We start from the raw sequence: 20,387 nt of genomic DNA, 5'->3' as shown, positions 1-20,387 counted from the left end.
GCGCCCGGTGGCCGTTCCGACTTTCGGCGAGAGGAGGGTGATGCGACGGTCACGACACTTCCGCGGTGACACGCGCGGGCGCCTCGGCGGCGTCGGCGCGAGGTACGGCGGGCTCGGGCGGCGGGGATGCCTGGCCGGCCGTTGGTGTCTTCGCCGATGACCTCGCCGGTGTCCTTGCCGCGGACGGTCCTCGGCTGGTATCGCTCTGCGTGCTAGCGGTGGGCCGCGTGCGCTTGGTGCGGCTTGTCTTCCGGGCCTCGAGCCATCGCGTGAGGTCAGCCGCCGGCACATCGGTGACCTTCGCGAATTCGTCGATGTCCATGACGTCACGGGCGCCAGCAAGTACGTCGCCGAGCTGTCGATCGACGTCGGCGAGTTGCTCGGCAATGGCGGCGTGGCGCTTCGCGAGTTCGCCGACCTCCGTTGCCGCAGCGGACCTCCTCGCGGTACGTGCCGAGTCGACCTCCTCGACGCGGCGTTCGATCTCGTCAGGTGTAGTCATTCTGGTCTCCTTCTCCGTTATCGCGCTGCACCGGTTGCGAACCAGGGGTGCGGTCATGGGTCTTCGGTGGGTATGCCGCTTTGTGGGTGGGCGGTGGCGGTGCTGTGGACGGTGAGGGTGGTGATGCCGATGAGTCCGAGTAGCTGGGTGGTTTGGGTGGCGGTGATGTGGACGGTGACGGTGTTGTCGGTGACGTCGACGGTGCCGGTGGCGCCGATGTGTGCGAGGTAGCGCTGGGCGTGGGTGGTGGCTTGGGTGGGCAGGAGGCGGATGGTGCCGGTGGTGCGGTAGGCTGTGAGGTCGATGGCTTGGGTGCCGGCGCGGGCTGCGCTTTCGGCTTGGCCGTTGGCTCGGGTCTGGGTGGCGAGGGCGAGGCCGCCGTCGAGGGTGAGGCCGGCCATGAGGAACAGTGCGGAGAGGAAGACGAGGACGAAGGCGGAGACGCTCCCCGTGTCGTCGTCCCGTCTGTGGTCGCGTGTGGTGGTCATGTTGTTGTCCCGGTGGTGGGTCCGGAGCGCCAGGCGTCCACGGGTTCGGTCGCCGTTGCGGTCACGGTTCTGTTTGTCGGTACGCCGAGGAGTTGTCCGTCGCCGAAGTCGACCGCGCAGGTGACGGTGACCGTTAGCGTGCCGCCGGGCCTGAAGTCGGCGGTATCGGCGGCGACCGTTGTGGACGCGCAGACGACGCCGGCTTCGGCGAGCCCGCGGCCGGCGGTCGCGCGGGCAGCGTGGACGGCGGTGGCAGAGGTACGTTCGGCGCTTGCGGCTCGAGCGGCTTGGTGGGCGACGTCGTCGAGCCTGAGCCGGGCGTCCACGCCGCGGTGGATGACGACGGCGACGAACATCAGCACCATGATCAGCAGCGGTGTGATGAGGGTCAGTTCGGCCGATGCCGAGCCTCGATCTGATCGCCACCAGCGCTTCACCGGTTTCGACATCGTTGTCACCGTGCCCCGTCAGGCACGAAGCGCTCGACGGATCCGGCGGCTTCGGCGTGCACCGCAAGGCGGAGGAAGGGAATCACGGATGTGGCGACACCGTCGACGTCCACAGTGGCCTGATCGGTCGAGCGTGTGGCGTCGACCACGACATCGGCGAGCGGACCGTCGCCGAGCTGCCGCAGCGTCTGCCGCGCTTGGCTTTCCCCGGCGGCCGCCGTTCCTGATTGGACTCGGGCCGCTGCGAGGCCCTGCGCAGCGGCGGTCTGTGCGACGTGTGTCGCGTGACTCCACAAGGTGAACTGCACGATGGTGAGCAGGACGAGGAGCAGGACGGGTGTGGCGATTGCCAGCTCAGCGGTCATGGCACCACGCTCTGCGCTAGCCATCCCAGGTCGATCTCGTTGGCCTTGTTGGTGACCTTGGCGACGATGATCGCGATGACGACGATGGCGCCCAGCACGAGCAGCGCCGTCACGAGGACGGCCTCGGATGCGTACCCCGCTTCCGGATCGTTGTTCATCGCTTTCCATCGTGATTTGAGCTCGTCGACGAAGATCGCGATGTATGTCCACATTCGTTCCCTCCCTGTGTTGTTCACAGTCCGTTGAGGACTTGGCTCACCGTTGGATAGGCGATGAAGAGCAGGAAGCCGAGCAGCAGAGCCATTACGGGCAGACTCATGCGCTCGGTGTCCGCACCGGCCTTGGTCTCGGCGTCGGTCAGCTCGCGGCTGCGCAGGGCCGCTGCTTTCGCGGTCAGCGACTGGCGGACCCGGGCGCCCTCGGTGCCGGCGAGCGACACCGAGGCGGCCAACTCGGTGAGTTCGGTGATGTCGAGTTCGCGCCCGAGTTGCTGGAGGGTCACCCAGGGCGTGCCGCGGGTCAGCCTGGCGGCTGTGAGGGCGCGCTCGAGCTGACGAAACGCCCAGCCGTGTCCGACCGTGATCGAGTCATGCAGGGCGCTGTCCACTCCAGCGCCGCCGGCGAGCGAGATCACCACGAGGTCGAGGTAGGCGGAGAGCGCGTGCCGGAAATCCGCACGCCGCCGGGCGGCACATCGGCGGACCCGCACGTCCGGTGCCACGAATCCGATCGCGGCACAACCGACGGCGGCAGCGACCGGGACCTGGGGGTGGAGGCCACCGGTGATGGCGCCGAGGGCGATCGCCGCACCGGCCGGCAGAAGCAGGCCGCACAGCGTCAGCGTCGCCTTCTCAGTGAGAAAAGCGTCGACCGGCCGCTCGAGGACGGCGAGATCGCGGCGCACGGCCGGAGTCGGCAGCCCGGCCACACGCAGGACGGCTACCAGCGGGCGGCCGACGCGGATCCACCGGTGACTACTGACCGGGGTGAGGATTGGCGATGGCTTCTCGGCGGTGTTGATGCGACGCAGTACGGCGCCGAGGGCGGGCCGTGGCGGCACGAGCCAGACGGCGAGGGCCCAGAGTCCCGCACCGATGCCGCTGCCGAGAATGACGGCGGTTGTCATGGCCGGTCCTTGACCGTGAACGAGGCAATGAGCGAGCCGCAGGCACTCTCGATGTCTTCGGTGCCATTCGTGTGCCAGTCGCAGGTGATGAGAATGGGCGGCCCGGACGGTGCGTCGACGAAGTAGATCCGAAAGTGGGTCGAGGGCTCGGCATTGCCGCTCGGTGAGAACCTGGCGGAGACCTCAACCGCGTCTCTCCCACCGACTTTCGTGGTCTTCTTGTCGACCTGGGCGCCGCTGCCCCATTGCTCGGGATGGTCTTCGTATTGGCTGGAGTACTGGTGCGCGGCCTCGTCGCCGACCTCGTCGAACGTGCCGTTCGCAGCCGGGCCGCTCAGCGTGCCGGTCTTGATCAGCCCACCAGCTTGGATCTTGCCCTCGAGTTCGAGGCTCAAGTCCGTTTCGGACGGGATCGAGCTGTCTTCACGCACCGGAACTTTGACGACGCCCTTGGGGATCTCCACGCTGTATGGCTTGTTGGGGGGCGAAAAGATCTCGCCCGAACCTCCCGCGGCGCTCGGCTCCTTGGGTGCATCGCGATCCGTCGATGCGTTGACACCGAAGAACCCGCCGACGACCAAACCCAGCACCAGCACGGCGACGATGAGGACGAGCCCGCCCTTGGATCTCTTCGGCGGCGGCTGGAGCCCCGCCGGGCCGGATGGGGATCCGTAGCCCGTATACCTGGGGTCGCGCTGGCCATAATGGCCATGCGAGCCGTGGCTTACTGGATGCTGATACCCGCGACCATGCCCTGGCCCCGGCGGCGGAAACGTCACGAGACATCACTCCTCGCACCCGTCTCGCCGGCTGCGGCAGCCAACAGCCGCGCGGGCTCATCGACACTGGCGATCTTCGCGAGGGCCACGAACCCGGCGGCGAACAGCGCACCGATCACCAGCAGCACCAGCTGGCCGGCGCGCGAGTCGTAGGCGGCCAGGTAGTCGCGGTTCAACAGCACCAGGGCACCGGCGAACGTCACGGTCGTGCCGACGATGATGCGCACACTGGTCCGGGCGCGGGCCCGGCCGGCCTCGATCCGCATCCGCATCGACGCCTGTTCGCGTGCTGCCGTGGCGAGCGAGCCGAGCAGGTCGCTGACGTGGCGGGCCTGCTGCGTGGAGGCCAGCAGCAGGGACGCGATCACCAGGTCCGCAGTGGGGTCGGCGAGGTCGTCGGCCAGCCGTCGCAGGCTCGGGGCGAGCCGGTGCCCGGTTTCGAGCTGGACCGCCAGGCCGTTGATCTCCGTGTGGATCGCGGCCGGCGCAACGGGTGCGCTGGCCAGGATCGCCTGCTCGAGACCGGCTGCCGCGGCGAGAGTGTCCCGCATCATCTCGGCCCAGGTCGCGATGGCCTCGATGTGCTCTACGCGCTTGGCGTGCGCCTTGTCGCGCGTGAGGAGCTTGGGTAGCGACCATGCCGCGAGCGCGCTGAGCACGGCGCCGACCACCCAGCCGGTGACCACTCCTCCTGCGACACCGGCCGCGGCGGCCCAGGTCGCCCGTATCGTCCGGCGCTCACGTGGAACGCGAAATACCCGCAGCGGTCGCCTCTCGTTGGTTCCGTGCCATCCATGCGCGAACAACCAGAGGCCACTACCGGCCCCAACGCCGAGGAGGGCGAACAACGTGGTGGTCGTGGTCATCGGATCCACCAGTCCTCGCCGGTTTCGAGCAGAGCCGGATCGAATCCGGCGTCGCTGAGCTGTTCGGCGGTCTCTGTCCTCAATGCACCCGGAACGGAGTGCGCGCGTCGGTCCGGGCCGGGCCGGTACACCTCGTTCGAGATCACCTGGGTGCCGTCGGTGCCGACGACCTCGCGGATGGACGACACGACGCGGGTGTTCGCGTCGGACGCCCGCGCGAGATGGACGACGAAGTGGACGGAACTGGCGACGAGCAGGCTGGTGGCCTCGAGTGGCAGCCGCTCAGGGCCCTGCGCGGCGTAGGACGCCAGCCGGGTGAACGCGATGCGGGAGGACGAGGCGTGCAGGGTGGCCATCGAGCCGTCGTTGCCTTGGGACATGGCGTTGCACATCGGCACGACCTCGGGTCCGCGGATCTCGCCGACGATCACGCGGTCCGGTGTCATGCGCAGCGCCCAGCGCACGAGCTCGGATTGGGACACGGCGCCTCGGCCCTCCACATTGGCCTCGCGCGCCTGGAGAGCGACGACGTCGGGGTGGCAGTCCGGATCGTGGTCGAGTCCGAGTTCGAAGGCGTCCTCGATGGTGACGATGCGTTCCATGGGGTCGATCTCGCTGGCCAGCGCGCGCAGCATGGTGGTCTTGCCAATCCCAGTGCCGCCAGTGATGAGAATGTTGCGGCGCGCGCGGACCAGGGAGGCGAGGAACGCTCGGGCGCCGACATCGACGGTTCCTACTTCGGCGAGGTCTTCGAGGGTGACGGTGCGGAAGCCGTGGCGGCGGATCGACAGCGCGGGGCGGCCACCGGAGGTCAGCGCCATCACCGCGAACAGCCGTTCCCCGCCGGGCAGTTGGAGGTTCACTGCCGGGCTCGCGCGATCGAAGCGCCTTTCCTCACTCGAGGCCCGCGAGGCGAGGGTGCGGACGAGGTCGACGAGCTCGTCGTCGGAGCCGGCGACCGAACCGAGCCGGGCGCGCCGGCCGCCGGCGTATTGCACGAACACGCGGTCGTGGCCGGTGATGTTGATCGTCTCGATGTTGGGGTCGTCCAGCAACGGTTGCAGCCCGGCCATGCCGAACAGTTCGTTGAGTACCTCGACAACGACCCGCTGCTCCGCATCGCGGCCGAGCAGCTGGCGGTTGGCCAGCAGTTCGTCCTCGCTGTGAGTTCTCACGGCGTGGTCGAGGATCTCCTGCGCGAGCATCCGTTGTGTGGCCGGGACGACGGGTTGATCGGTTGCGCGCTGGGCAGCTTCGACCCGGCTCGGCAGCGTGCGCCCGACCTCGTCGCGGAGTCGGCGGCGCAGCCGTTCGACAGCGGCGTGGTCCGACGTGGAGGCTGGCCGGCTCGGGTGTGTCGCCGAGCATCCGAGTCGGATGTCGTTGGTGCTAGTCACGATCGCCCCTCCAAGGAAGAGTCGTTGGGGTTGCCTTGGCGTCGCGGCGGCGATGCCGTCTGCCACCGGTCTGCCCCTCCGGCGACGAGGTGTTCGACCGGCCTCTCCCGGACCGACAACGGCATGGCCGAGGCGTCCGGCTCACGCGGCGGCATGGCCAGTCGGGTCGCGAGCTGGTGGGCGGCCTTGCCCAGTGCGGATCGCGCAGGGCCACGTCGTGTGCCGGCATGCCCGCTCAGTGCGCGGGCACCTTTGTCGTCCCGTGGAACACGGGCCAGCACCGGCATGCCGAGTTCTCGTGCCACCTCCGCGGCTGGATAGCCAGGTCCGACGAGCATCAGGCCCGGCCGCATAGACCACAGGTCGACCATCGCCAAGCCGGCGGCGAGGTGGGTGAGCTCGTCGGCATGAGGTCGGGCGAGCAACAGAACCTGGTCGGCCTCCCGCGCGATGGACATGGCCGGGGACGTGCTGTCGAGACGACCGCAGTCCGCGATCACCACCGCTCCTTGCACGGTCGCGGCGTCGCGCAGGACCGACACACCCTTCTTCCGGCTGTCCAACAGGGCGTGCAGCGCCGCGCGTGTGTAGTCCGCGCCGGGCGGAGCCGCGACGACCGGCAGCCCACCCGCCAGCGGCTGGGCGTGTGACCACAGCAGTTCGGCGGTCGCGTCGCGTCGTGCCGCTGCGGCGAGGCTCACCAGCCCGGGTGTCGACGCGAGCTCGAATCGTGTCGCCACGCTGCCGCCGGACGGGTCGCATTCGACCAGCGCGATGCGCGCGGGCTGTGGCCAGCGAGCGGCCAGTGCGACCGACCAGGTCGTGACACCAGGCGAGCCTTTGAGCGAGCAGACGGCGATCAACATCAGCGGTCACCGCCGGAAACCAGCACGACCGACAGCCGCCCGATCGGTGCTGCGGCGACGCGCCGGGCGTCGGTCTCCGCTAGTTCGACCGACACCACGAGACGTTCGTCGTTGGCCTGGTGGGCGACGCCGACGACAACGCCAGGCCACGCCGAGGCCGGCTGGGGCTGTGTAGTCGTCGCTGCCACGTCCGGCGCGGCGTTGGGATCGGCGGACAGCACCAGTAGCACGCTTGCTCCGGCGTTGATGTCCGGCGGCACTTGCCCCGGCTGGAGAGCGAGCGCGGCGACGGCACGGTCGGACGCGAGGAACGGTGCGGCACCGAGCGCGCCGCGAGGCAGCAGCACGCCGGCCGGCAGACTGGCCGCGGCGACCTGCCCGATCACCGACGTCGCCTGGTCGGCGGGTATCGCGTCCACGTCGCCATCCACGGCGACGCTGACCTCGCGGAGGTCGGCCGCCTCGAAAGTGTGCCCGAGAGTCACCGGGCGGGCCAGCGCCAACGCCGGGCGACGGTCTCCCACGTTGAGCGACCACACCACGGCGCCGGCTGTGCACGAGGTGATCAGCAGCAGGCCGAGGACGAGGTGAGGTACAGATCGTCGACGTGGTGCCCCGCGCAATCTCGTCGGGTCCTTGTCCGTCGCTGGTCGCGGACCAGACGGGGCGGCTGCGATCCTGGACATCAGGTTTCCTCCAGGCATGTCTGACCAAGCCGCGGCGCGTCGGCGTCGCGGATGGTCGGTGAAAGTGACGTCCGGTTCAGCGCTCCGGACGGACGTTGAGGGCTTGCGACTCGGCCACCTCGAATCGGGTGGAGCTGGTCGTCGTCAAGTTGGGGAAGGTCCCGGACTGCCCGGCGCCGGACCAGCGGATCGACCAGTGCACGGTGGCCGAGACGGCGAAGGCGCCGGCCGGTTGACCGGCTGAGGACCGGCGGTAGGTGTAGCCGCAGTCCGGCGATGCGGATCGCGGGTCCGTGCTCTGCCGGAACGGAGTCCCGGCCCCGTCGCAGGTGACGGTCGCGCCGTCACCCATCGACCAGGTCACCGAGCGCGGGTGTGCCCTGGCAGTGACCGAGACACCGGGCACCGACGCTGTCGTGGTCACGTCGTTCCAGCCGCTGTCGAGCCACAGCCAGGTCGGCAGGTTCACCAGCTGGGTCGTCGCGGGGCTGGCCGCGAGGTCCGGTCTGGGGAGTCCGAGCTGGCCACGGGCCAGCCGCGCCACGTCCGCGGGAGTCAGCGAGGGAACTTGGACCGGGTTGGTGATCACCCCGGTGGTGGAGCAGAGCCCCTCGTACCAGGCCGCGGAGGGCAGTAGACCTGATCCGACCGCGCCCGCCGGTGCCTCGTACGCGCTCGGCCGGTAGCCGCAGTTCGCCAGGTTGTCCGCTCCAGCGGAACCGCCGCCGCCTCCGGCCTGCGGTTCGTTCGCTTGGCTGGTACCAGGTGGCGCCGGGCTACTCGCGTCCTCGCCGACCTGCAGCTGGCATTGCGGAGTCGGAGCCTGGGCGCAATCAATCGTGCCCCATCCGTCCGCCCACGCGTCCGCCGGGCGTGCCATGAGCGTGGTTGTCACGGCCCCGACGACGAGCACCGTCAGCCGAGGGAGGCTTCGCTGGCGTCGGCACTTGCGCGCGTGATGGCAGGACCCGCCGCTTCCGCGCGTCAGCATGTTCCCACCGCCTGGATCGCGAAGTCCGACACCATCCACACACCGTCGCCCTGCCGCTCGACGACCGCGGTGATCGCTCGTCGACCGCCTGGCCCGTCGTCGGCTCGCCGGCCCGTGTCGGCGTGGTACTTCAGCCAGCTCGTCGAGTCCCCGCAGTCGCTGATCGTGGCCCTCGTCGGATCGTCGACCGGGTCCAACGCGGCCACGACCGGCGTGTTCTTCGGCGTGCCCTTGGTGACGAGCCCGTTCTGGTGGTCCGTGTACAGGCCGCGCGAGATCGTGTTGAGTGCCTGCCCGGTGGCGTACTGGCCCAGTAGCGGTGACTTCCAGTCCGAGGTACGTGCGGCGCTGACCATGGTGTGCCACATGCCGAGGTAGACGTTGACCGCCTTCTGTCCCACTTGGTCAGCCGGTGAGCCTACGAACGAGCGCGTGATCGACGGCACCACGACTGCCGACGAGGGCAGTGGCGCCGACGTGCTCGGCGAGCACGCAATTGCGCCGGCAACGGACACCAGCGACACGACAACTCGCCCGCAAGGGGCGCCGAAGCGGACGATTCTTCCATCCAAGAATCTCATTTTCACTAGGAGCCAATCTCGTTAATTCTGCGGATTGCGCAACGGCTGAAACCCGCTGGCGATTGCGGGCTGAGGCATTTCAGCCGTTGCGCAATCCGACTTGCGTCACCAGGCAGTCCGACCTGGGTGACCCCTGCGTACCTCGCGGTCCTCGACTGAGGGCAAGGTCAATACCGCACTGAGGATGGGCTCAGTCGGGCAATTCTCACTCGATCGGAGTAATCGACAGTTGTCCCCTTGACACAAGATTTCCGCGATTCGCGTGTCGTGCTCGTGGACGGTCGTGTTAAGTGAAGAGTCATGGAGGCGTGGGACGTGCCATACCGGCAAGCCGTCGAGGACGTGATGGCCGTCCTCCGCGGACAGTGGACCGTGGCCGTGCTGGCCGCGCTCGCGCTGGGCGAGACCCGACGCAAGGACCTGCTTCCGGCCATCAACGCGGTCGACGAGCGAGTCGGTCGGGTCTCACATGCTCGTCCGCTGACCGATCGCGTGCTCGAGGACACGCTGCGCCGAATGCAAGAGGACGGGCTCATCGGCAAGCGAGCTGAGCCGGGCCCGTTCGGCGCTACCTGGTACAGCCTGACCCCGACAGGCTATTCACTGCTGAGCGCGCTGCGGCCGCTCGCAGAGTGGGCACAAGAGAACCGGTACTCGCGCCGACGTCAGAGCGGGGACCGGCCCGCCTCCTGATCGGACCGGCCTCGGGTGGGCTGGACAGCGAGCACCCGATCCCGGCCGGCATCCTTTGCCGCGAACAGCGCGGCGTCAGCCTTCATCAGCAACTCATCGACGTCCCTGCCCGCATCCGGGAAGGTCGCGACGCCGACCGACACGGTGAGACGCAGGTCCGGATAAGTCCCGCCAGTGATCGGGTCCTCGAGCCGCAGGATTCGCACGCGCTCGCAGATGCGGTTGCCGACCTCCATCGCGCCGGTGCTCTCCACACCGGTCAAGAGGATCACGAACTCCTCGCCACCGAAACGGCCGACCAAGTCAGAGCCGCGGACCACCCCACGCATGGCCACAGCGATCGCACGAAGCACCTGATCGCCGGCGAGATGGCCGTATCGATCGTTGACGCCTTTGAAGAAGTCGAGGTCGACCATCAACACGGCCAGCCGCGTACCGTGCCGCAGGGCCCGTTCGAGTTCGGCGTCGGCAAGGGCACGCCAGGTGCCGGCGTTGAGCAGCCCCGTCTTGTCGTCCGTGGTCGCAGCGTGTTCCAGCTGCCGGACCAGCACGCTGCGGTGCAGGACGAACAGCGGCAACATCACCAACGCGACCGACCACGCGTACCAAGACAACAGCAGCGCGGTCAACGCCCCGACCGACAGCGTGGCGTACTCGAGGATGTTCTCGCTCCAACTGCCGAGCAGCCTGCCAAGCGACCGGTCCCTGCGCAGCACAGAGATCGCGACGGCCACCAGGCCGGAGTTCACGCACCAGTAGGCGACGATCACCAACACGAGAGCGATCAAGCCGGCTGGACGCGACGAATCAGGCGGCAACGAACCGGGCAGGGCCATGTCGATGAGAAACGCCGCGTGGCAGGACAGCACGACGGCGCACACGCTGAACACCACCCGGAACGGGTGCATGCCGGTGACCTGTCGCCAGCTCCGATGCCACAGATGCAGATACAGCACCACAGTGGTCGCCGCCGCCAACGCGGGAGTGGTGACCAGCGCGGCGGACAGAGTCCAGACCGAACTCATGTTCACGTGCGGAGTGTCGGAGAACCGTCGGCGCATCCGCTCCACCCGCCTGGTCGCCTCGGCAGCCAGAACACCGAGCCCGACGATGATCGCGAAGAGCACCGCTGCCCGCCCGGTGACCGGATACCGCATCGCCAGCACCACCGTGGCGACCACCGCCGCGACCTCAACAACGACCAGGTAGGCGCGCGCCGCGCGTGGCAACCTGCGCAGCCGCCACGAGCCGGGCCGCATCGAGTAGACCTGTTTGCCCACTTCACTGGCAGTGGGCGGCTGTGTTGCACTGGTAAACGGCGAATTTGCGTCTCCACCTGATCCCTGGTCGCCCACGGAGTCCACGGCCTCGGGATCGGGCAGGCAGTCCGTACCTGGGGAGGAGGTGCCCGCAATGGCCAACAAGGACCTGTGATGAGAGACCTCAGCCGACGCCGGCTCGTTCCCGGCCACCCGCTCGCGCCGGGAACGAGCCAACCACCACAACACGCCGATCACACCCGCCAGACCGATCGCCACCACCCCAGCGACAGCCACCGCGCGGAACGGCCCGTACACCTCGGCCGCGAGCCCGCCGCCCAGGATGGCAATTCCCTGAGAGCAGTACAGACAGGTGGCGAGCCGCCCCAGAACACCACCACGACGGTGATCGGGCACAAGGTCAACCACCATCTCCTGGAGCTGCACCAGGTAGATCGTCGAAAACACTCCCGACAACGCCCACAACGCCGCCGACAGGACGAGCCCAGGCCCCAGCTCGCACACGACAAGCGGCACCCCCGCCGCGATGGCAAGCAGCACAGCAGCGGTCGCCGACGTCGGAATCCGTACTCGAGCCGCCAGCCAACCGCCCAGAACGCTGCCCGCGGGATCCGCCGCCATCAGCACCCCGACGCCGACCGCAGCCAGGCCGAGTTCGCCCGCATAGGGAACGGCCAAACCCTCCGGCACGACGAACAGACCGACCAGCCCCGCGAGCGCGAACAACGGCCACAACAGTCCGCCACCACCGCAAGGGGTATCCGAACCCGCCGAGGTAGCGACGGCTCGCGCAGCGGCAGCGCGCTCACGCACGCCCGCGATGATCAGAACAGCGCTGGCCACGAACGTCGCGGCGTTCAACAGCAGCGCCAGGTGTGGCCCGATCGCCACCAGGAGCACACCGCCCACCGCGAAGCCCACCAACTGGGCCGTCTGCCCAGTGACCTGCCGCAACGCCAACCCGGCCCGGTACGCGGCGCGATCTTCGAGCACCTGCGGCAGGATCGCGAGCTGCGCCGCCTTGAACGGGCCCGACGCCGCGCTCAACACACCGACGACGACCCACAACACCGGCAACGGCAGGCCCGGCAGCGCCATCAACCCAGCCAACCCCGCACGCAGAAGATCAGTCACCACCAGGACCCGACGCCGGGGGAACCGGTCGGCAAGGCCAGACAACAGCGCCCCACCCAGCACAGCCGGCACGAACGTCAACGCGTACGTCAACGCCGTCAGCCCGGCCGACGACGTCCGCGCGAACACCAGCAACGCCAGCGCGACCCGAGCCAACTGATCACCAGCAACCGACAGCAGCTCAGCGGCCCACAGATACCGGAACTCCCGAACACGCAACGCAGCGCCGAAACCAGTGCTCGTCCTGCTGGCCATCGTGCCCCCACACGTCGAACCAAATGTCCACACGCAACGCGCGTGACAATCCCGGCGATCGACGGTAGGTGCTTGTCCGCTGGTCACGCCGCCGCCTGGCACAGATGTACCCGAACGGTGCAGAGCACACTACGGTCAGTGACCGGCTCGTGGTGTCGATGACCGCCACTCAGGTAGCACTGGGGGTTCTCATCGGCGCCGGGGTTGGCGCCGCTCTCGTGCCCATGACTCGTAGGAGCATGAATGGCCAGGCGGCGGTTGGCGCTCTGCTGCCGGTGTCGGCGCTGCTGACGGCCGTGTCGTGGGGATTGCTGGCCTGGCGATTCCCGGCGTGGCCAGCGCTGTTCGTCTATGGTGCCTTCGCCACGCTCGCAGTCCCGCTGGCCATCGTTGATGCGATCGAGTACCGGCTACCCACGCTGCTCGTACGCACCGCCTACGCCGCGGCCATCGGCTCATCGCTGATCGTTATCGCGACGGAGGAAGACGTGGGAAGGCTGCTACGGGCGACGCTCGGCATGGCCGGGTTGCTGCTGGTCTACCTCATGGTCGCCCTGGCGTTTCCGAACGACCTCGGCGCAGGCGATGTGCGCCTGGCCGGGGTCATCGGATGGGTTCTCGCCTGGGACAGCTACCCCACATTGCTCACAGGGGCCGTGCTAAGTGCCGTCATCGGGGGCGTCGTCGGAATTGCCGCGCTCGTCGCGCGACGCACGCCGCGACCTGGACAGGTTCCGGCAGGACCCACGATGCTGCTCGGCTCGTTCGTTGCGTTACTACTCGCGGCGTAATCGCACGGGCGAGTTCAGCTCTACTTCGCGCGAGAGCGGCGCCGGGACGCCCCGTTCTTCGTCGCTGCCGCTTTCTCATCGACCTGCGCTTGCCGATACGCGTCGACGACATGGCGGGGGATCCGCCCTCGGGCCGCGAGCTCGATGCCGTTCGCCTGGGCCCATTCCCGGATTTGCCCGGCTTCGCCACTGGCCGCGCCGCGGATGCTCTGAACACTCCGTGCGCTTCGCTTGACGCGACCACCGGTGCGTCGTCCGTGCGCGATGTAGTCCACGAGAGAGTCGCGAAGCTGACCTGCATGGGAATCGGACAGGTCGATCTCATATGTCACGCCGTCGAGCCCGAACTGGACAGTCTCAACATCCTCGGCAACGTTACCGTCCAGATCGTCAACCAGCTGGACAAGGACCTGCTGTGCCATCAATGGCTCCTGGGGTGGTGTGCTACAAGCGCATGCAATGGTTTGTTCCCTCAGTGTACATGCAAATACAAGCTGCTTCCAATTCATGTCTTGACCGATGTAGTCGTTTGTTCCGGCGCGGCCGCTTTGAATTCTTTCCACAACAGGTTCACAGGATGTTCCGGAGCGTAGTGTTGCCGTTCGTTTCTGCGACCGAACACTCCAGTGACCAACTCGAGCGGCGGTTCGAGGTCGTTGGCCAGCGGAATGGCGCGGAGGTCGTGCCCACCGGGAAGGCGGCCCTCAACGGCGGCGCGAGCTACCTGGCTCGTCGTGAGTAGGCATCCGTGCAGGAGACGCGAGTCGAGAAGGCCGAGCCCGTAGTAGAGGGCGTCGATCTCGGCGATGATCGAGAGTTTGTTGCGGTAGTCAGGACCGAACCACCTGCGGAGGAACTCCGCCAGTAGCCCGGCAGTGGGCGCGAGCAGTGGAAGGCTGGGGAGTTTCGCCGCACTGACTGGTTTGCTCGGCAGTTCGCGGGTCGACAGATTGGTGAGCAGTGCCACACCTTCGCGGTGCCACTCGATGAAGTCGTAGTCGAGGGCGGGCAACTCGCCGAGACGGGTGGCAAAGCTTCCACAGACCAGGTCCACTTGCTGGGAGTCGAGCTTCTCCCAGAAGTCGCGGGTTCGAACGTGGACGACCTTGAGTTCGATCTCGCGGCGTTCGAAATCATCCTGAAGCCGTGGCCATATCTCGCCGACGAAGCGGATGGTGAATTCGGTTGTTCCGACAGTCACGGTGCTACCGAGTCGTCGGCGAGCTGAGTGAGTGCTGGTGAGCCACGAGTCCAGGGTTGCTTCGGCGAGTTCGACGAGGGACTCGCCTGTCGGGGTGAACAGGACGTCCTGGCCGCGGCCCTGCTTGATGACGAACGATTCGCCGATGAGGCGCTGGGCGATGTCGTTCATGGTGTTGAGCTGTTTCTGGACGCTCGACTGCTCGCGGCCAAGCCGGCGAGCGGCGCTCAACGCGGTTCCCATACGCCGGACGACGACCAGGGTGCGGAGCTGATCCAGCGTCAGGTCGAGCAGGTCGCCAGGGGCGTTGACCAATTCAGCAAGAGGGCCGGCGGAATGCAGCTCGACCGGTTGTGTCTTTGACATTGCTGGCCTTTCCTGTGGGGCAACGGTTACGCCTGTCCGTGACCGCTATTCCGCCGGACATTTCAGCTGCACCTGATCGCAGTACCACCCGAGAATATCCCAAGATGTCCGGCCGAACATCTAGACATCGATAAATGCCCTAGCGAACACTTGGCTCAAGAACGAGATCCGGCTGGAGGGCACTCATGGTTGCGCGCAGCATCGCTCCGGAGTCACAGGCTGCGTCGTGTTATTTCCGCACGACGGTGGAGGCGCCGCACCGAAAGGCGCTCGTGCAGATCGACGAGCGGTGCAACCTGCGGTGCCCACACTGCTTCGTGTCCGCCACCAAGCGCGGGACGTCGATGCCGTTGGCCGACCTGGAGAACACAGTGATTCCGCGGCTCGCGGAGTGCCGGGTCCGGCGGGTCACGCTGACTGGCGGCGAGCCGACGATCCATCCTGACTTCCTCGACGTCGTGCGTGCCTTCCGTGCGGCCGGCATGGACGTGGGTGTCTGCACGAACGCCACCACCCTCGAGGAGGACCAGATCTCCGAGTTGGCAGCGATCGGCGGTGTGCACTGCAATGTGTCGCTCGACGGTTTCCGCGCCGAGTCACACGGTCGGTTCCGGGGCGATCCCGACTCGTTCGCCGTGACCGTGGCGACCGTGCAGGCGCTGGCCAGGGCGGGCCTGCTGCAGGGGCTGCTGTGCACGCCGAACACGCTGGCCGAGGGCGAGGAGTACCGCGAGCTGTGCGAGTTCGCGGCCGAGCAGGGTGCCCGCTACGTGTTGATGAACCCGCTGTCGAGTATGGGGCGCGGTGTGCGGTCCCGGCGCCGGCTGGCCAGCTCGGAGGAACACATGCAGCACATCTACGAGCTGACCGCCCCGTTCGAGACCGATGACCTGGACATCGCCCATATCCGGTTCCCCAACACCGCGGGTCGGCCGCTGGCCGGCTGTGAGGCGGGGACGATCATCTACGTGTTCACCCCTGGCGAGGTGACCGTCTGCCCGTACCTCGTGTTCGCCGCCCGTACTCCGATCTCCCGGCACGATCCTGCCGAGTTCATCGTCGGCAACATCTTCACCGACGCCGACATCGCGGCCCGGCTGGATGCCTACCGCTTCCACGACCGCTATCAGGTCGGCGCGAACCCCACCTGCGGATCGTGCGCCATGAACAGCGCATGTGGGAAAGGCTGCCCGGCCGCGGTGGTGGCCGCCGGCGGCCGGATCGGTGACCTCGATGCCGAGCAATGCCCGGTGGCCGCGAACGACCGGCGGCTGCTGCCGCTCGCGCCGGCATGACCGCGCCAGCCAGCCGGCCTGGCCTGTTCGTGTCGGTCGACGGCCCGGGCGGCGTCGGCAAATCGACCGTCGTCGCCCTCGTAGCCCAGGAGCTCCGCACGCACGGGCTGCCGGTGCACGCCACCACCCAGCCCAGCCGTACGCCACTCGGCGACCACATCCGGCACGGCACCCACACCTACCGGGGCATGGCGCTGGCCTGTCTGGTCACCGGCGACCGCCACCACCAACTCACCGCCGAGATACTCCCCGCCCTGCGCCACGGAAACGTCGTGATCTGCGACCGCTACCTGCCCTCCTCCCTCGTGCTGCAACGTCTCGACGGGCTCACCCCCCGCACGGTGTGGGAGCTCAACGCCGGCATCGCCACACCTGACCTGTCGCTCATCCTCAGCACCGACCCCGCGATCATCGCCGACCGGCTGCACAGCCGCGGCGGGCACAGCCGGTTCGAACAACGGCCGGACGCCAGCACCGCCGAGGTGCGCCTCTACCATCAGGCCGCTGTGGAACTCGCCGACGCTGGCTGGCCCCTGCTCACGCTGGACGCCACCCACCCGCCCGAGACGATCGCCGATACCGTCGTCCACCAGATCATGACCCTGTACCTGGAGCGGAGCCCCGCATGCCCGGCCTGAGCCTGATCACTCTGAACATCGCCAACCCCTCCGTCGACCGCGCCACGAGGCAGCTCGAGTGGCTCGCCGCGCGACCCGAGGACGTGCTGGTGCTCACCGAGACCAAGGCCAGCGACGGCTGCCGCCACCTCGCCGACGCCTTCCACACCGCCGGCTACGCCGTCACCTACCCCGAACCGGCACCCGGCGAGTACGGCGTCATGATCGTCAGCAAGCTCGCCACCCAACCCGACCCCATCGGCGACACACTGACCTACCTCCCCACCCGCGCAAGCGGCATCACCATCACCACCGACTGCGGCCCCATCCGCGTCCTCGGCGCCTACGTCCCCTCCCGCGACGCCTCCCCGGAGAAGGTCGACCGCAAACGCCGCTGGCTCGCCGAGTTCTCCACCGCCCTCGCCGCCACAGAGATGCCGACACTGCTCCTCGGAGACCTCAACGTGCTCGAACCCGACCACCAGCCGCACTACCGCTTCTTCCAGCCCTTCGAGTACGACTTCTACCGCGCCCTCACCGACCGGCACGGACTGCTCGACGCCTTCCGCCAACTCCACCCCGACCAGGTCGAACACAGCTGGGTCGGCCGCACCGGCGACGGCTACCGCTACGACCACGCCCACGCCACCAAAGACCTCGCCACCGAGCTCGTCGACTGCGAATACATCCACGAACCACGCCTCACCCGGCTCAGCGATCACTCCGCCCTCACGGTGCGCCTTACCCGCTCCGGCACCTCACCGTTGCTAACCTCCGACCCCGTCGAAGCGACCAGCCCGCCGACCCTCTTCTAGCCCCAACCCCGGGCTCCGGCGTTCGCTGGCCGCACGACACCGCAAGCGGCCAGCGACCACGGAGGACACGGCAAGCATGCCCCCGACATCCCCGGCCGACACCCGGGTCGAAACGCCGCGAATCGGTGCCCGCGTCCTCCTGCTCGACTCCCGCGACCGCGTCCTGCTCATCCACGCCCGCGACCCCGACCAACCCGACCACCACTGGTGGGAACTCCCTGGCGGCGGCGTCGACCCCGACGAAACCCTCGAAGACGCGGCCATCCGCGAAGTCGCCGAAGAGACCGGCATCCAGCTCGACACCCTCGGCCCCCGCCTGTGGATCCGCGAGAGCCGATTCCGCTACCGCAACCACCACCACCACCGCATCGACCACGTCTTCCTCGCCCGACCACCCCACACGGACCCGACCGTCACGACCAGGCCATCCGACAACGAGAAGCTCGGCCTCATCGAACGCCGGTGGCTCACCCCCGACGACCTCGACGCCAGCTCGGACAAACTCCTTCCACCCTCACTCCCCGCCTTCCTGCGCGACATCGTCAACGGCCACCTCCCCGCGGAACCCATCTCGATGCCCGACTGAACGCCCCACAGGGGGTTGGCTTTCCATTGCCAACCGTGATCCGGCATCATCGGCTCGGGTGTTCACATGGGAGTGCCCCGGCCCACCAGGATTGGGCCGGGGCACTCGCCATGATCAGTTAGCGACTCCGCTTCACGGTCGCCAGGAACGCGCGTCCCAGTGCCTCGGACAGTGTCAGGACGGGGCCGTCGGTGTTCTTCGAGTCGCGGATGCCGAACACGGTCTCCGATCGCGCCAGCTCGACGCAGTTGCCGCCGTTCGAGCCGCTGAAGCTCGACTTGCGCCACGCCATCTCGACGCAATCACCGCCGTTTCCGCCGCTGAAGCTGGACTTGCGGAACTCCGCCTCCCGCCAGAAGGCGGGAGTGTCAATGATCATCGTGTCACCTCCTTCATGACTTTCCTGATGATCCCACGCGAAGCGGTCTGGCTGGCGGCGAGAGCCCGCAGCCGGGTCATCGCGCGCTCGTACTCGGCGATCTCCTCCGGCTTCTCGACGTACTGCCCACCAGTCAGCAGGTCGAGATAAACAAGACCCGGATCGCCTTCCATCGCAGCGGGGAATTTCATCACCTTGAAGCTGCCGCCCTCCTGAGCAGGGGTCGGGCCGGCATCATAGGGAAGTATCTGGATGTCGACGCCAGGTCGTTCGGACATCTCAAGCAGGCGTTTCAGCTGCCCGTGCATAGTGATCGCTCCGCCGTAGGGCCGGTGCAGCACCGACTCGTCCAGCACCACCCACAGGCGAACCGGGTCGGTTTCGCGGTCGAGGATCTGCTGGCGGCCCAGCCGGATCTCGATGGATTTCCCGATCTGCTCGTCGGTGAGGTTGGGATTGCCACGGAGTACCGCCTCGGCGTATTCCCGTGTCTGGAGCAGGCCGTGCACCAGGACGGTCTCGAACACGGCGATCTCCGCAGCGCCTGACTCGAGGCCGAGGAAGAGGTCGAACCACTTCGGTACGGCGCCGGACAGCGCGGTCCACCAGCTCTTCGCCTTCTTGGCGGCGGAGAGCAGCTCGCGCATGAACGGGATGCGGTCGGCCTGGCCGTAGAGGTCGAGCAGCAGCTCCAGATCACCGGCGTTGGGCAGCCGGTCCTTCTCGAGGTTGCTGATGTGCTGGACCGTCCGGTCCAGTCGCTTGGCCGCGTCCTTCTGCCCGAGGCCGGCATCGAGCCGCCACTTCTTGAGGTACAGAGCGATTGTCCGCTTGAACAGCGCGGGACTTCCTGACCGCAGCGCCTGCGGCACACCTGACTCATTCACGCTGCTCACCTTCGCGGTCCGGGCGCGAGTGCGCACGCAGTGGATCACCCGAATTGACTAGTCGGTGGACTTGACGTTGTTGATTCAACAGTGTTCCATCCTATATGGCTAGGTTCACACGTGAGAAGAATCTAGCCCCGGGGGTGCCGCACCGAACACCCGGGTATCACCCGCGGCGCCCCCGGTCCGAGCCACCGGCAGCGGGAGGAAGTCCAGATGGCATCGCTCGAACCGTTGCCGATGACATCGCCCGGTCGGCCCCGACGACCGGGATTGCCGGCGGGCGGCGCCGCCGAGTCCGCGTCCTGGCGCGCCGCCGCCCGCCCCATGGCCGCGCGGTGGGATCGGTTGGGGATCCGGTCTCCCGATCTCGCCGCGTTCCAGTGTCCATCTGGGATCGACGCCACGACGAGGGCAGGGGTTGAGAAGGACATGTACAGCGATCAGCTGAACGTCAGCGCATACATCATTCTCCAGGATGGCTGCCCGCTGAGCTTCACCGTTCTTGGCAGTGGCCAGGTGGAGGTGACCTGCGGCGAACCGCGAGATGGGTGCCAACTCCTGCTGGACGCCGAGTCGCTTCGGCGATTCCTCGCGCTTGGCCGCGCGGCCATGGAACGGATGGACGGCCTGTTCGCCGAGCAGGACATCGACGGGGTCGTGGGGGTTGGCCGTGTCTGACCATATGCGGACCATCCGGGCGCAACAGCTGGGCCGGGAGCAAGCCGGCGTGCGGTCGTCGGTGGTGCCGCCCGCTCGGCTGCTCCGCCGCTGGCGACGCCGCCGGTCCTACCCCTGGGCCCGGCCGTGCCGCGACAGCGCGAAGCAGCGCGGCACGATCATCGTCCGGCCGACCGGGGACGGACGGCTCGCGCTGGTCGTGCCGACCGACGGGGTCGCGGTACTCGACCTACTGACGATCGGCGAGCTGCGCCACGCGCTGCGCCTCGCCGCGTTCGAGCTGCACCGCCCGGCCGAGGACAGCCCACGGT

Annotated in this window: 27 protein-coding genes; 9 read left to right on the top strand and 18 right to left on the bottom strand. The window is 68.0% G+C overall.

Annotated features, from left to right (window positions below; translation table 11 throughout):
- Window positions 1-49 precede the first annotated feature (49 nt).
- From ACRDTB_RS25140 to ACRDTB_RS25080, 13 genes are all read right to left on the bottom strand, one after another.
- Window positions 50-559: a hypothetical protein gene (locus ACRDTB_RS25140; RefSeq protein WP_431434136.1), complete on the bottom strand. Its 510-nt coding sequence runs from the start codon at window positions 557-559 to the stop codon at window positions 50-52.
- Window positions 556-990 carry a Tad domain-containing protein gene (locus ACRDTB_RS25135; protein WP_431434134.1) on the bottom strand — a complete coding sequence of 145 codons (435 nt, stop codon included), beginning with the start codon at window positions 988-990 and terminating at the stop codon, window positions 556-558. The genes ACRDTB_RS25140 and ACRDTB_RS25135 overlap by 4 nt, the downstream gene beginning before the upstream one ends.
- The gene (locus ACRDTB_RS25130; RefSeq protein WP_431434132.1) at window positions 987-1,439 is read right to left on the bottom strand and encodes a TadE/TadG family type IV pilus assembly protein; all 453 of its coding nucleotides are present in this window, start codon (window positions 1,437-1,439) and stop codon (window positions 987-989) included. Before ACRDTB_RS25130 ends, ACRDTB_RS25135 begins: the two co-directional genes overlap by 4 nt.
- A gap of 5 nt (window positions 1,440-1,444) precedes the next feature.
- Window positions 1,445-1,804: a TadE/TadG family type IV pilus assembly protein gene (locus tag ACRDTB_RS25125; RefSeq protein ID WP_431434130.1), complete on the bottom strand. Its 360-nt coding sequence runs from the start codon at window positions 1,802-1,804 to the stop codon at window positions 1,445-1,447.
- Window positions 1,801-2,016, bottom strand: a complete 216-nt coding sequence (locus ACRDTB_RS25120; RefSeq protein WP_431434128.1) for a hypothetical protein — start codon at window positions 2,014-2,016, stop codon at window positions 1,801-1,803. The genes ACRDTB_RS25125 and ACRDTB_RS25120 overlap by 4 nt, the downstream gene beginning before the upstream one ends.
- A gap of 20 nt (window positions 2,017-2,036) precedes the next feature.
- Window positions 2,037-2,930, bottom strand: coding sequence for a type II secretion system F family protein (locus tag ACRDTB_RS25115; RefSeq protein WP_431434126.1), 894 nt, complete (start codon window positions 2,928-2,930; stop codon window positions 2,037-2,039).
- Window positions 2,927-3,709, bottom strand: coding sequence for a hypothetical protein (locus ACRDTB_RS25110; RefSeq protein ID WP_431434124.1), 783 nt, complete (start codon window positions 3,707-3,709; stop codon window positions 2,927-2,929). Before ACRDTB_RS25110 ends, ACRDTB_RS25115 begins: the two co-directional genes overlap by 4 nt.
- The gene (locus ACRDTB_RS25105) at window positions 3,706-4,395 is read right to left on the bottom strand and encodes a type II secretion system F family protein (RefSeq protein ID WP_431434123.1); all 690 of its coding nucleotides are present in this window, start codon (window positions 4,393-4,395) and stop codon (window positions 3,706-3,708) included. Before ACRDTB_RS25105 ends, ACRDTB_RS25110 begins: the two co-directional genes overlap by 4 nt.
- A gap of 176 nt (window positions 4,396-4,571) precedes the next feature.
- Window positions 4,572-5,972, bottom strand: coding sequence for a CpaF family protein (locus ACRDTB_RS25100; RefSeq protein ID WP_431434121.1), 1,401 nt, complete (start codon window positions 5,970-5,972; stop codon window positions 4,572-4,574).
- On the bottom strand, window positions 5,969-6,838 hold the full coding sequence (locus tag ACRDTB_RS25095) for a chromosome partitioning protein (RefSeq protein WP_431434119.1): 870 nt from the start codon (window positions 6,836-6,838) through the stop codon (window positions 5,969-5,971). Before ACRDTB_RS25095 ends, ACRDTB_RS25100 begins: the two co-directional genes overlap by 4 nt.
- Window positions 6,838-7,362, bottom strand: coding sequence for an SAF domain-containing protein (locus tag ACRDTB_RS25090; RefSeq protein WP_431434117.1), 525 nt, complete (start codon window positions 7,360-7,362; stop codon window positions 6,838-6,840). The genes ACRDTB_RS25095 and ACRDTB_RS25090 overlap by 1 nt, the downstream gene beginning before the upstream one ends.
- 238 nt (window positions 7,363-7,600) lie before the next feature.
- Entirely contained in the window at window positions 7,601-8,419 is an 819-nt protein-coding gene (locus ACRDTB_RS25085; protein ID WP_431434115.1) for a hypothetical protein, read from the bottom strand.
- Between the two features lie 89 nt (window positions 8,420-8,508).
- Window positions 8,509-8,916, bottom strand: a complete 408-nt coding sequence (locus ACRDTB_RS25080) for a hypothetical protein (RefSeq protein ID WP_431434113.1) — start codon at window positions 8,914-8,916, stop codon at window positions 8,509-8,511.
- Between the two features lie 31 nt (window positions 8,917-8,947).
- Here ACRDTB_RS25080 and ACRDTB_RS25075 point away from each other — a divergent pair, with 31 nt between their 5' ends.
- Together ACRDTB_RS25075 and ACRDTB_RS25070 are read left to right on the top strand one after the other, a co-directional pair.
- Window positions 8,948-9,121, top strand: a complete 174-nt coding sequence (locus tag ACRDTB_RS25075; RefSeq protein ID WP_431434112.1) for a hypothetical protein — start codon at window positions 8,948-8,950, stop codon at window positions 9,119-9,121.
- 290 nt (window positions 9,122-9,411) lie between these two features.
- On the top strand, window positions 9,412-9,789 hold the full coding sequence (locus ACRDTB_RS25070) for a winged helix-turn-helix transcriptional regulator (protein ID WP_431434111.1): 378 nt from the start codon (window positions 9,412-9,414) through the stop codon (window positions 9,787-9,789).
- Here ACRDTB_RS25070 and ACRDTB_RS25065 read toward each other — a convergent pair.
- A complete protein-coding gene (locus tag ACRDTB_RS25065; RefSeq protein ID WP_431434109.1) occupies window positions 9,762-12,458 on the bottom strand; it encodes an MFS transporter in 2,697 nt (898 codons plus the stop codon). The genes ACRDTB_RS25070 and ACRDTB_RS25065 overlap by 28 nt on opposite strands.
- A gap of 104 nt (window positions 12,459-12,562) precedes the next feature.
- Between ACRDTB_RS25065 and ACRDTB_RS25060 the strand changes: the two genes are divergently transcribed.
- Window positions 12,563-13,249 (top strand): hypothetical protein, encoded by a 687-nt coding sequence (locus tag ACRDTB_RS25060; protein WP_431434107.1) that lies wholly within the window; start codon window positions 12,563-12,565, stop codon window positions 13,247-13,249.
- A 20-nt stretch (window positions 13,250-13,269) separates the two neighbouring features.
- Here the strand turns inward: ACRDTB_RS25060 and ACRDTB_RS25055 are convergent, their stop codons facing one another.
- Both ACRDTB_RS25055 and ACRDTB_RS25050 read right to left on the bottom strand, forming a co-directional pair.
- A complete protein-coding gene (locus tag ACRDTB_RS25055; RefSeq protein WP_431434105.1) occupies window positions 13,270-13,671 on the bottom strand; it encodes a histone-like nucleoid-structuring protein Lsr2 in 402 nt (133 codons plus the stop codon).
- Window positions 13,672-13,754: 83 nt separating this feature from the next.
- The gene (locus tag ACRDTB_RS25050) at window positions 13,755-14,816 is read right to left on the bottom strand and encodes a LysR family transcriptional regulator (protein ID WP_431434103.1); all 1,062 of its coding nucleotides are present in this window, start codon (window positions 14,814-14,816) and stop codon (window positions 13,755-13,757) included.
- A 272-nt stretch (window positions 14,817-15,088) separates the two neighbouring features.
- Between ACRDTB_RS25050 and ACRDTB_RS25045 the strand changes: the two genes are divergently transcribed.
- The 4 genes from ACRDTB_RS25045 to ACRDTB_RS25030 all read left to right on the top strand — a co-directional run bounded on the left by ACRDTB_RS25045 (window position 15,089) and on the right by ACRDTB_RS25030 (window position 18,129).
- On the top strand, window positions 15,089-16,111 hold the full coding sequence (locus ACRDTB_RS25045) for a radical SAM protein (protein ID WP_431434101.1): 1,023 nt from the start codon (window positions 15,089-15,091) through the stop codon (window positions 16,109-16,111).
- A complete protein-coding gene (gene tmk, locus ACRDTB_RS25040) occupies window positions 16,108-16,749 on the top strand; it encodes a dTMP kinase (protein ID WP_431434099.1) in 642 nt (213 codons plus the stop codon). The genes ACRDTB_RS25045 and tmk overlap by 4 nt, the downstream gene beginning before the upstream one ends.
- Window positions 16,737-17,543: an exodeoxyribonuclease III gene (locus ACRDTB_RS25035; protein WP_431434097.1), complete on the top strand. Its 807-nt coding sequence runs from the start codon at window positions 16,737-16,739 to the stop codon at window positions 17,541-17,543. Before tmk ends, ACRDTB_RS25035 begins: the two co-directional genes overlap by 13 nt.
- Window positions 17,544-17,619: 76 nt before the next feature.
- Window positions 17,620-18,129 carry an NUDIX hydrolase gene (locus ACRDTB_RS25030; protein ID WP_431434096.1) on the top strand — a complete coding sequence of 170 codons (510 nt, stop codon included), beginning with the start codon at window positions 17,620-17,622 and terminating at the stop codon, window positions 18,127-18,129.
- 118 nt (window positions 18,130-18,247) lie between these two features.
- On the opposite strand, the gene ACRDTB_RS25025 is transcribed toward ACRDTB_RS25030, so the two are convergent.
- The gene (locus ACRDTB_RS25025; protein ID WP_431434094.1) at window positions 18,248-18,508 is read right to left on the bottom strand and encodes a DUF397 domain-containing protein; all 261 of its coding nucleotides are present in this window, start codon (window positions 18,506-18,508) and stop codon (window positions 18,248-18,250) included.
- A complete protein-coding gene (locus ACRDTB_RS25020; protein ID WP_431434092.1) occupies window positions 18,505-19,380 on the bottom strand; it encodes a helix-turn-helix domain-containing protein in 876 nt (291 codons plus the stop codon). The genes ACRDTB_RS25025 and ACRDTB_RS25020 overlap by 4 nt, the downstream gene beginning before the upstream one ends.
- Before the next feature lie 231 nt (window positions 19,381-19,611).
- On the opposite strand from ACRDTB_RS25020, the gene ACRDTB_RS25015 reads away from it, so the two are divergent.
- Both ACRDTB_RS25015 and ACRDTB_RS25010 read left to right on the top strand, forming a co-directional pair.
- Entirely contained in the window at window positions 19,612-20,076 is a 465-nt protein-coding gene (locus tag ACRDTB_RS25015; protein WP_431434090.1) for a hypothetical protein, read from the top strand.
- A partial coding sequence (locus ACRDTB_RS25010) for a hypothetical protein (RefSeq protein WP_431434088.1) occupies window positions 20,069-20,387 on the top strand: 319 nt, incomplete at its 3' end. The genes ACRDTB_RS25015 and ACRDTB_RS25010, both read left to right, overlap by 8 nt.

It is taken from the genome of Actinophytocola sp. (genome assembly GCF_050699935.1).
Lineage (GTDB): Bacteria > Actinomycetota > Actinomycetes > Mycobacteriales > Pseudonocardiaceae > Actinophytocola.
This window is presented reverse-complemented; position numbering and strand designations above follow the sequence as displayed.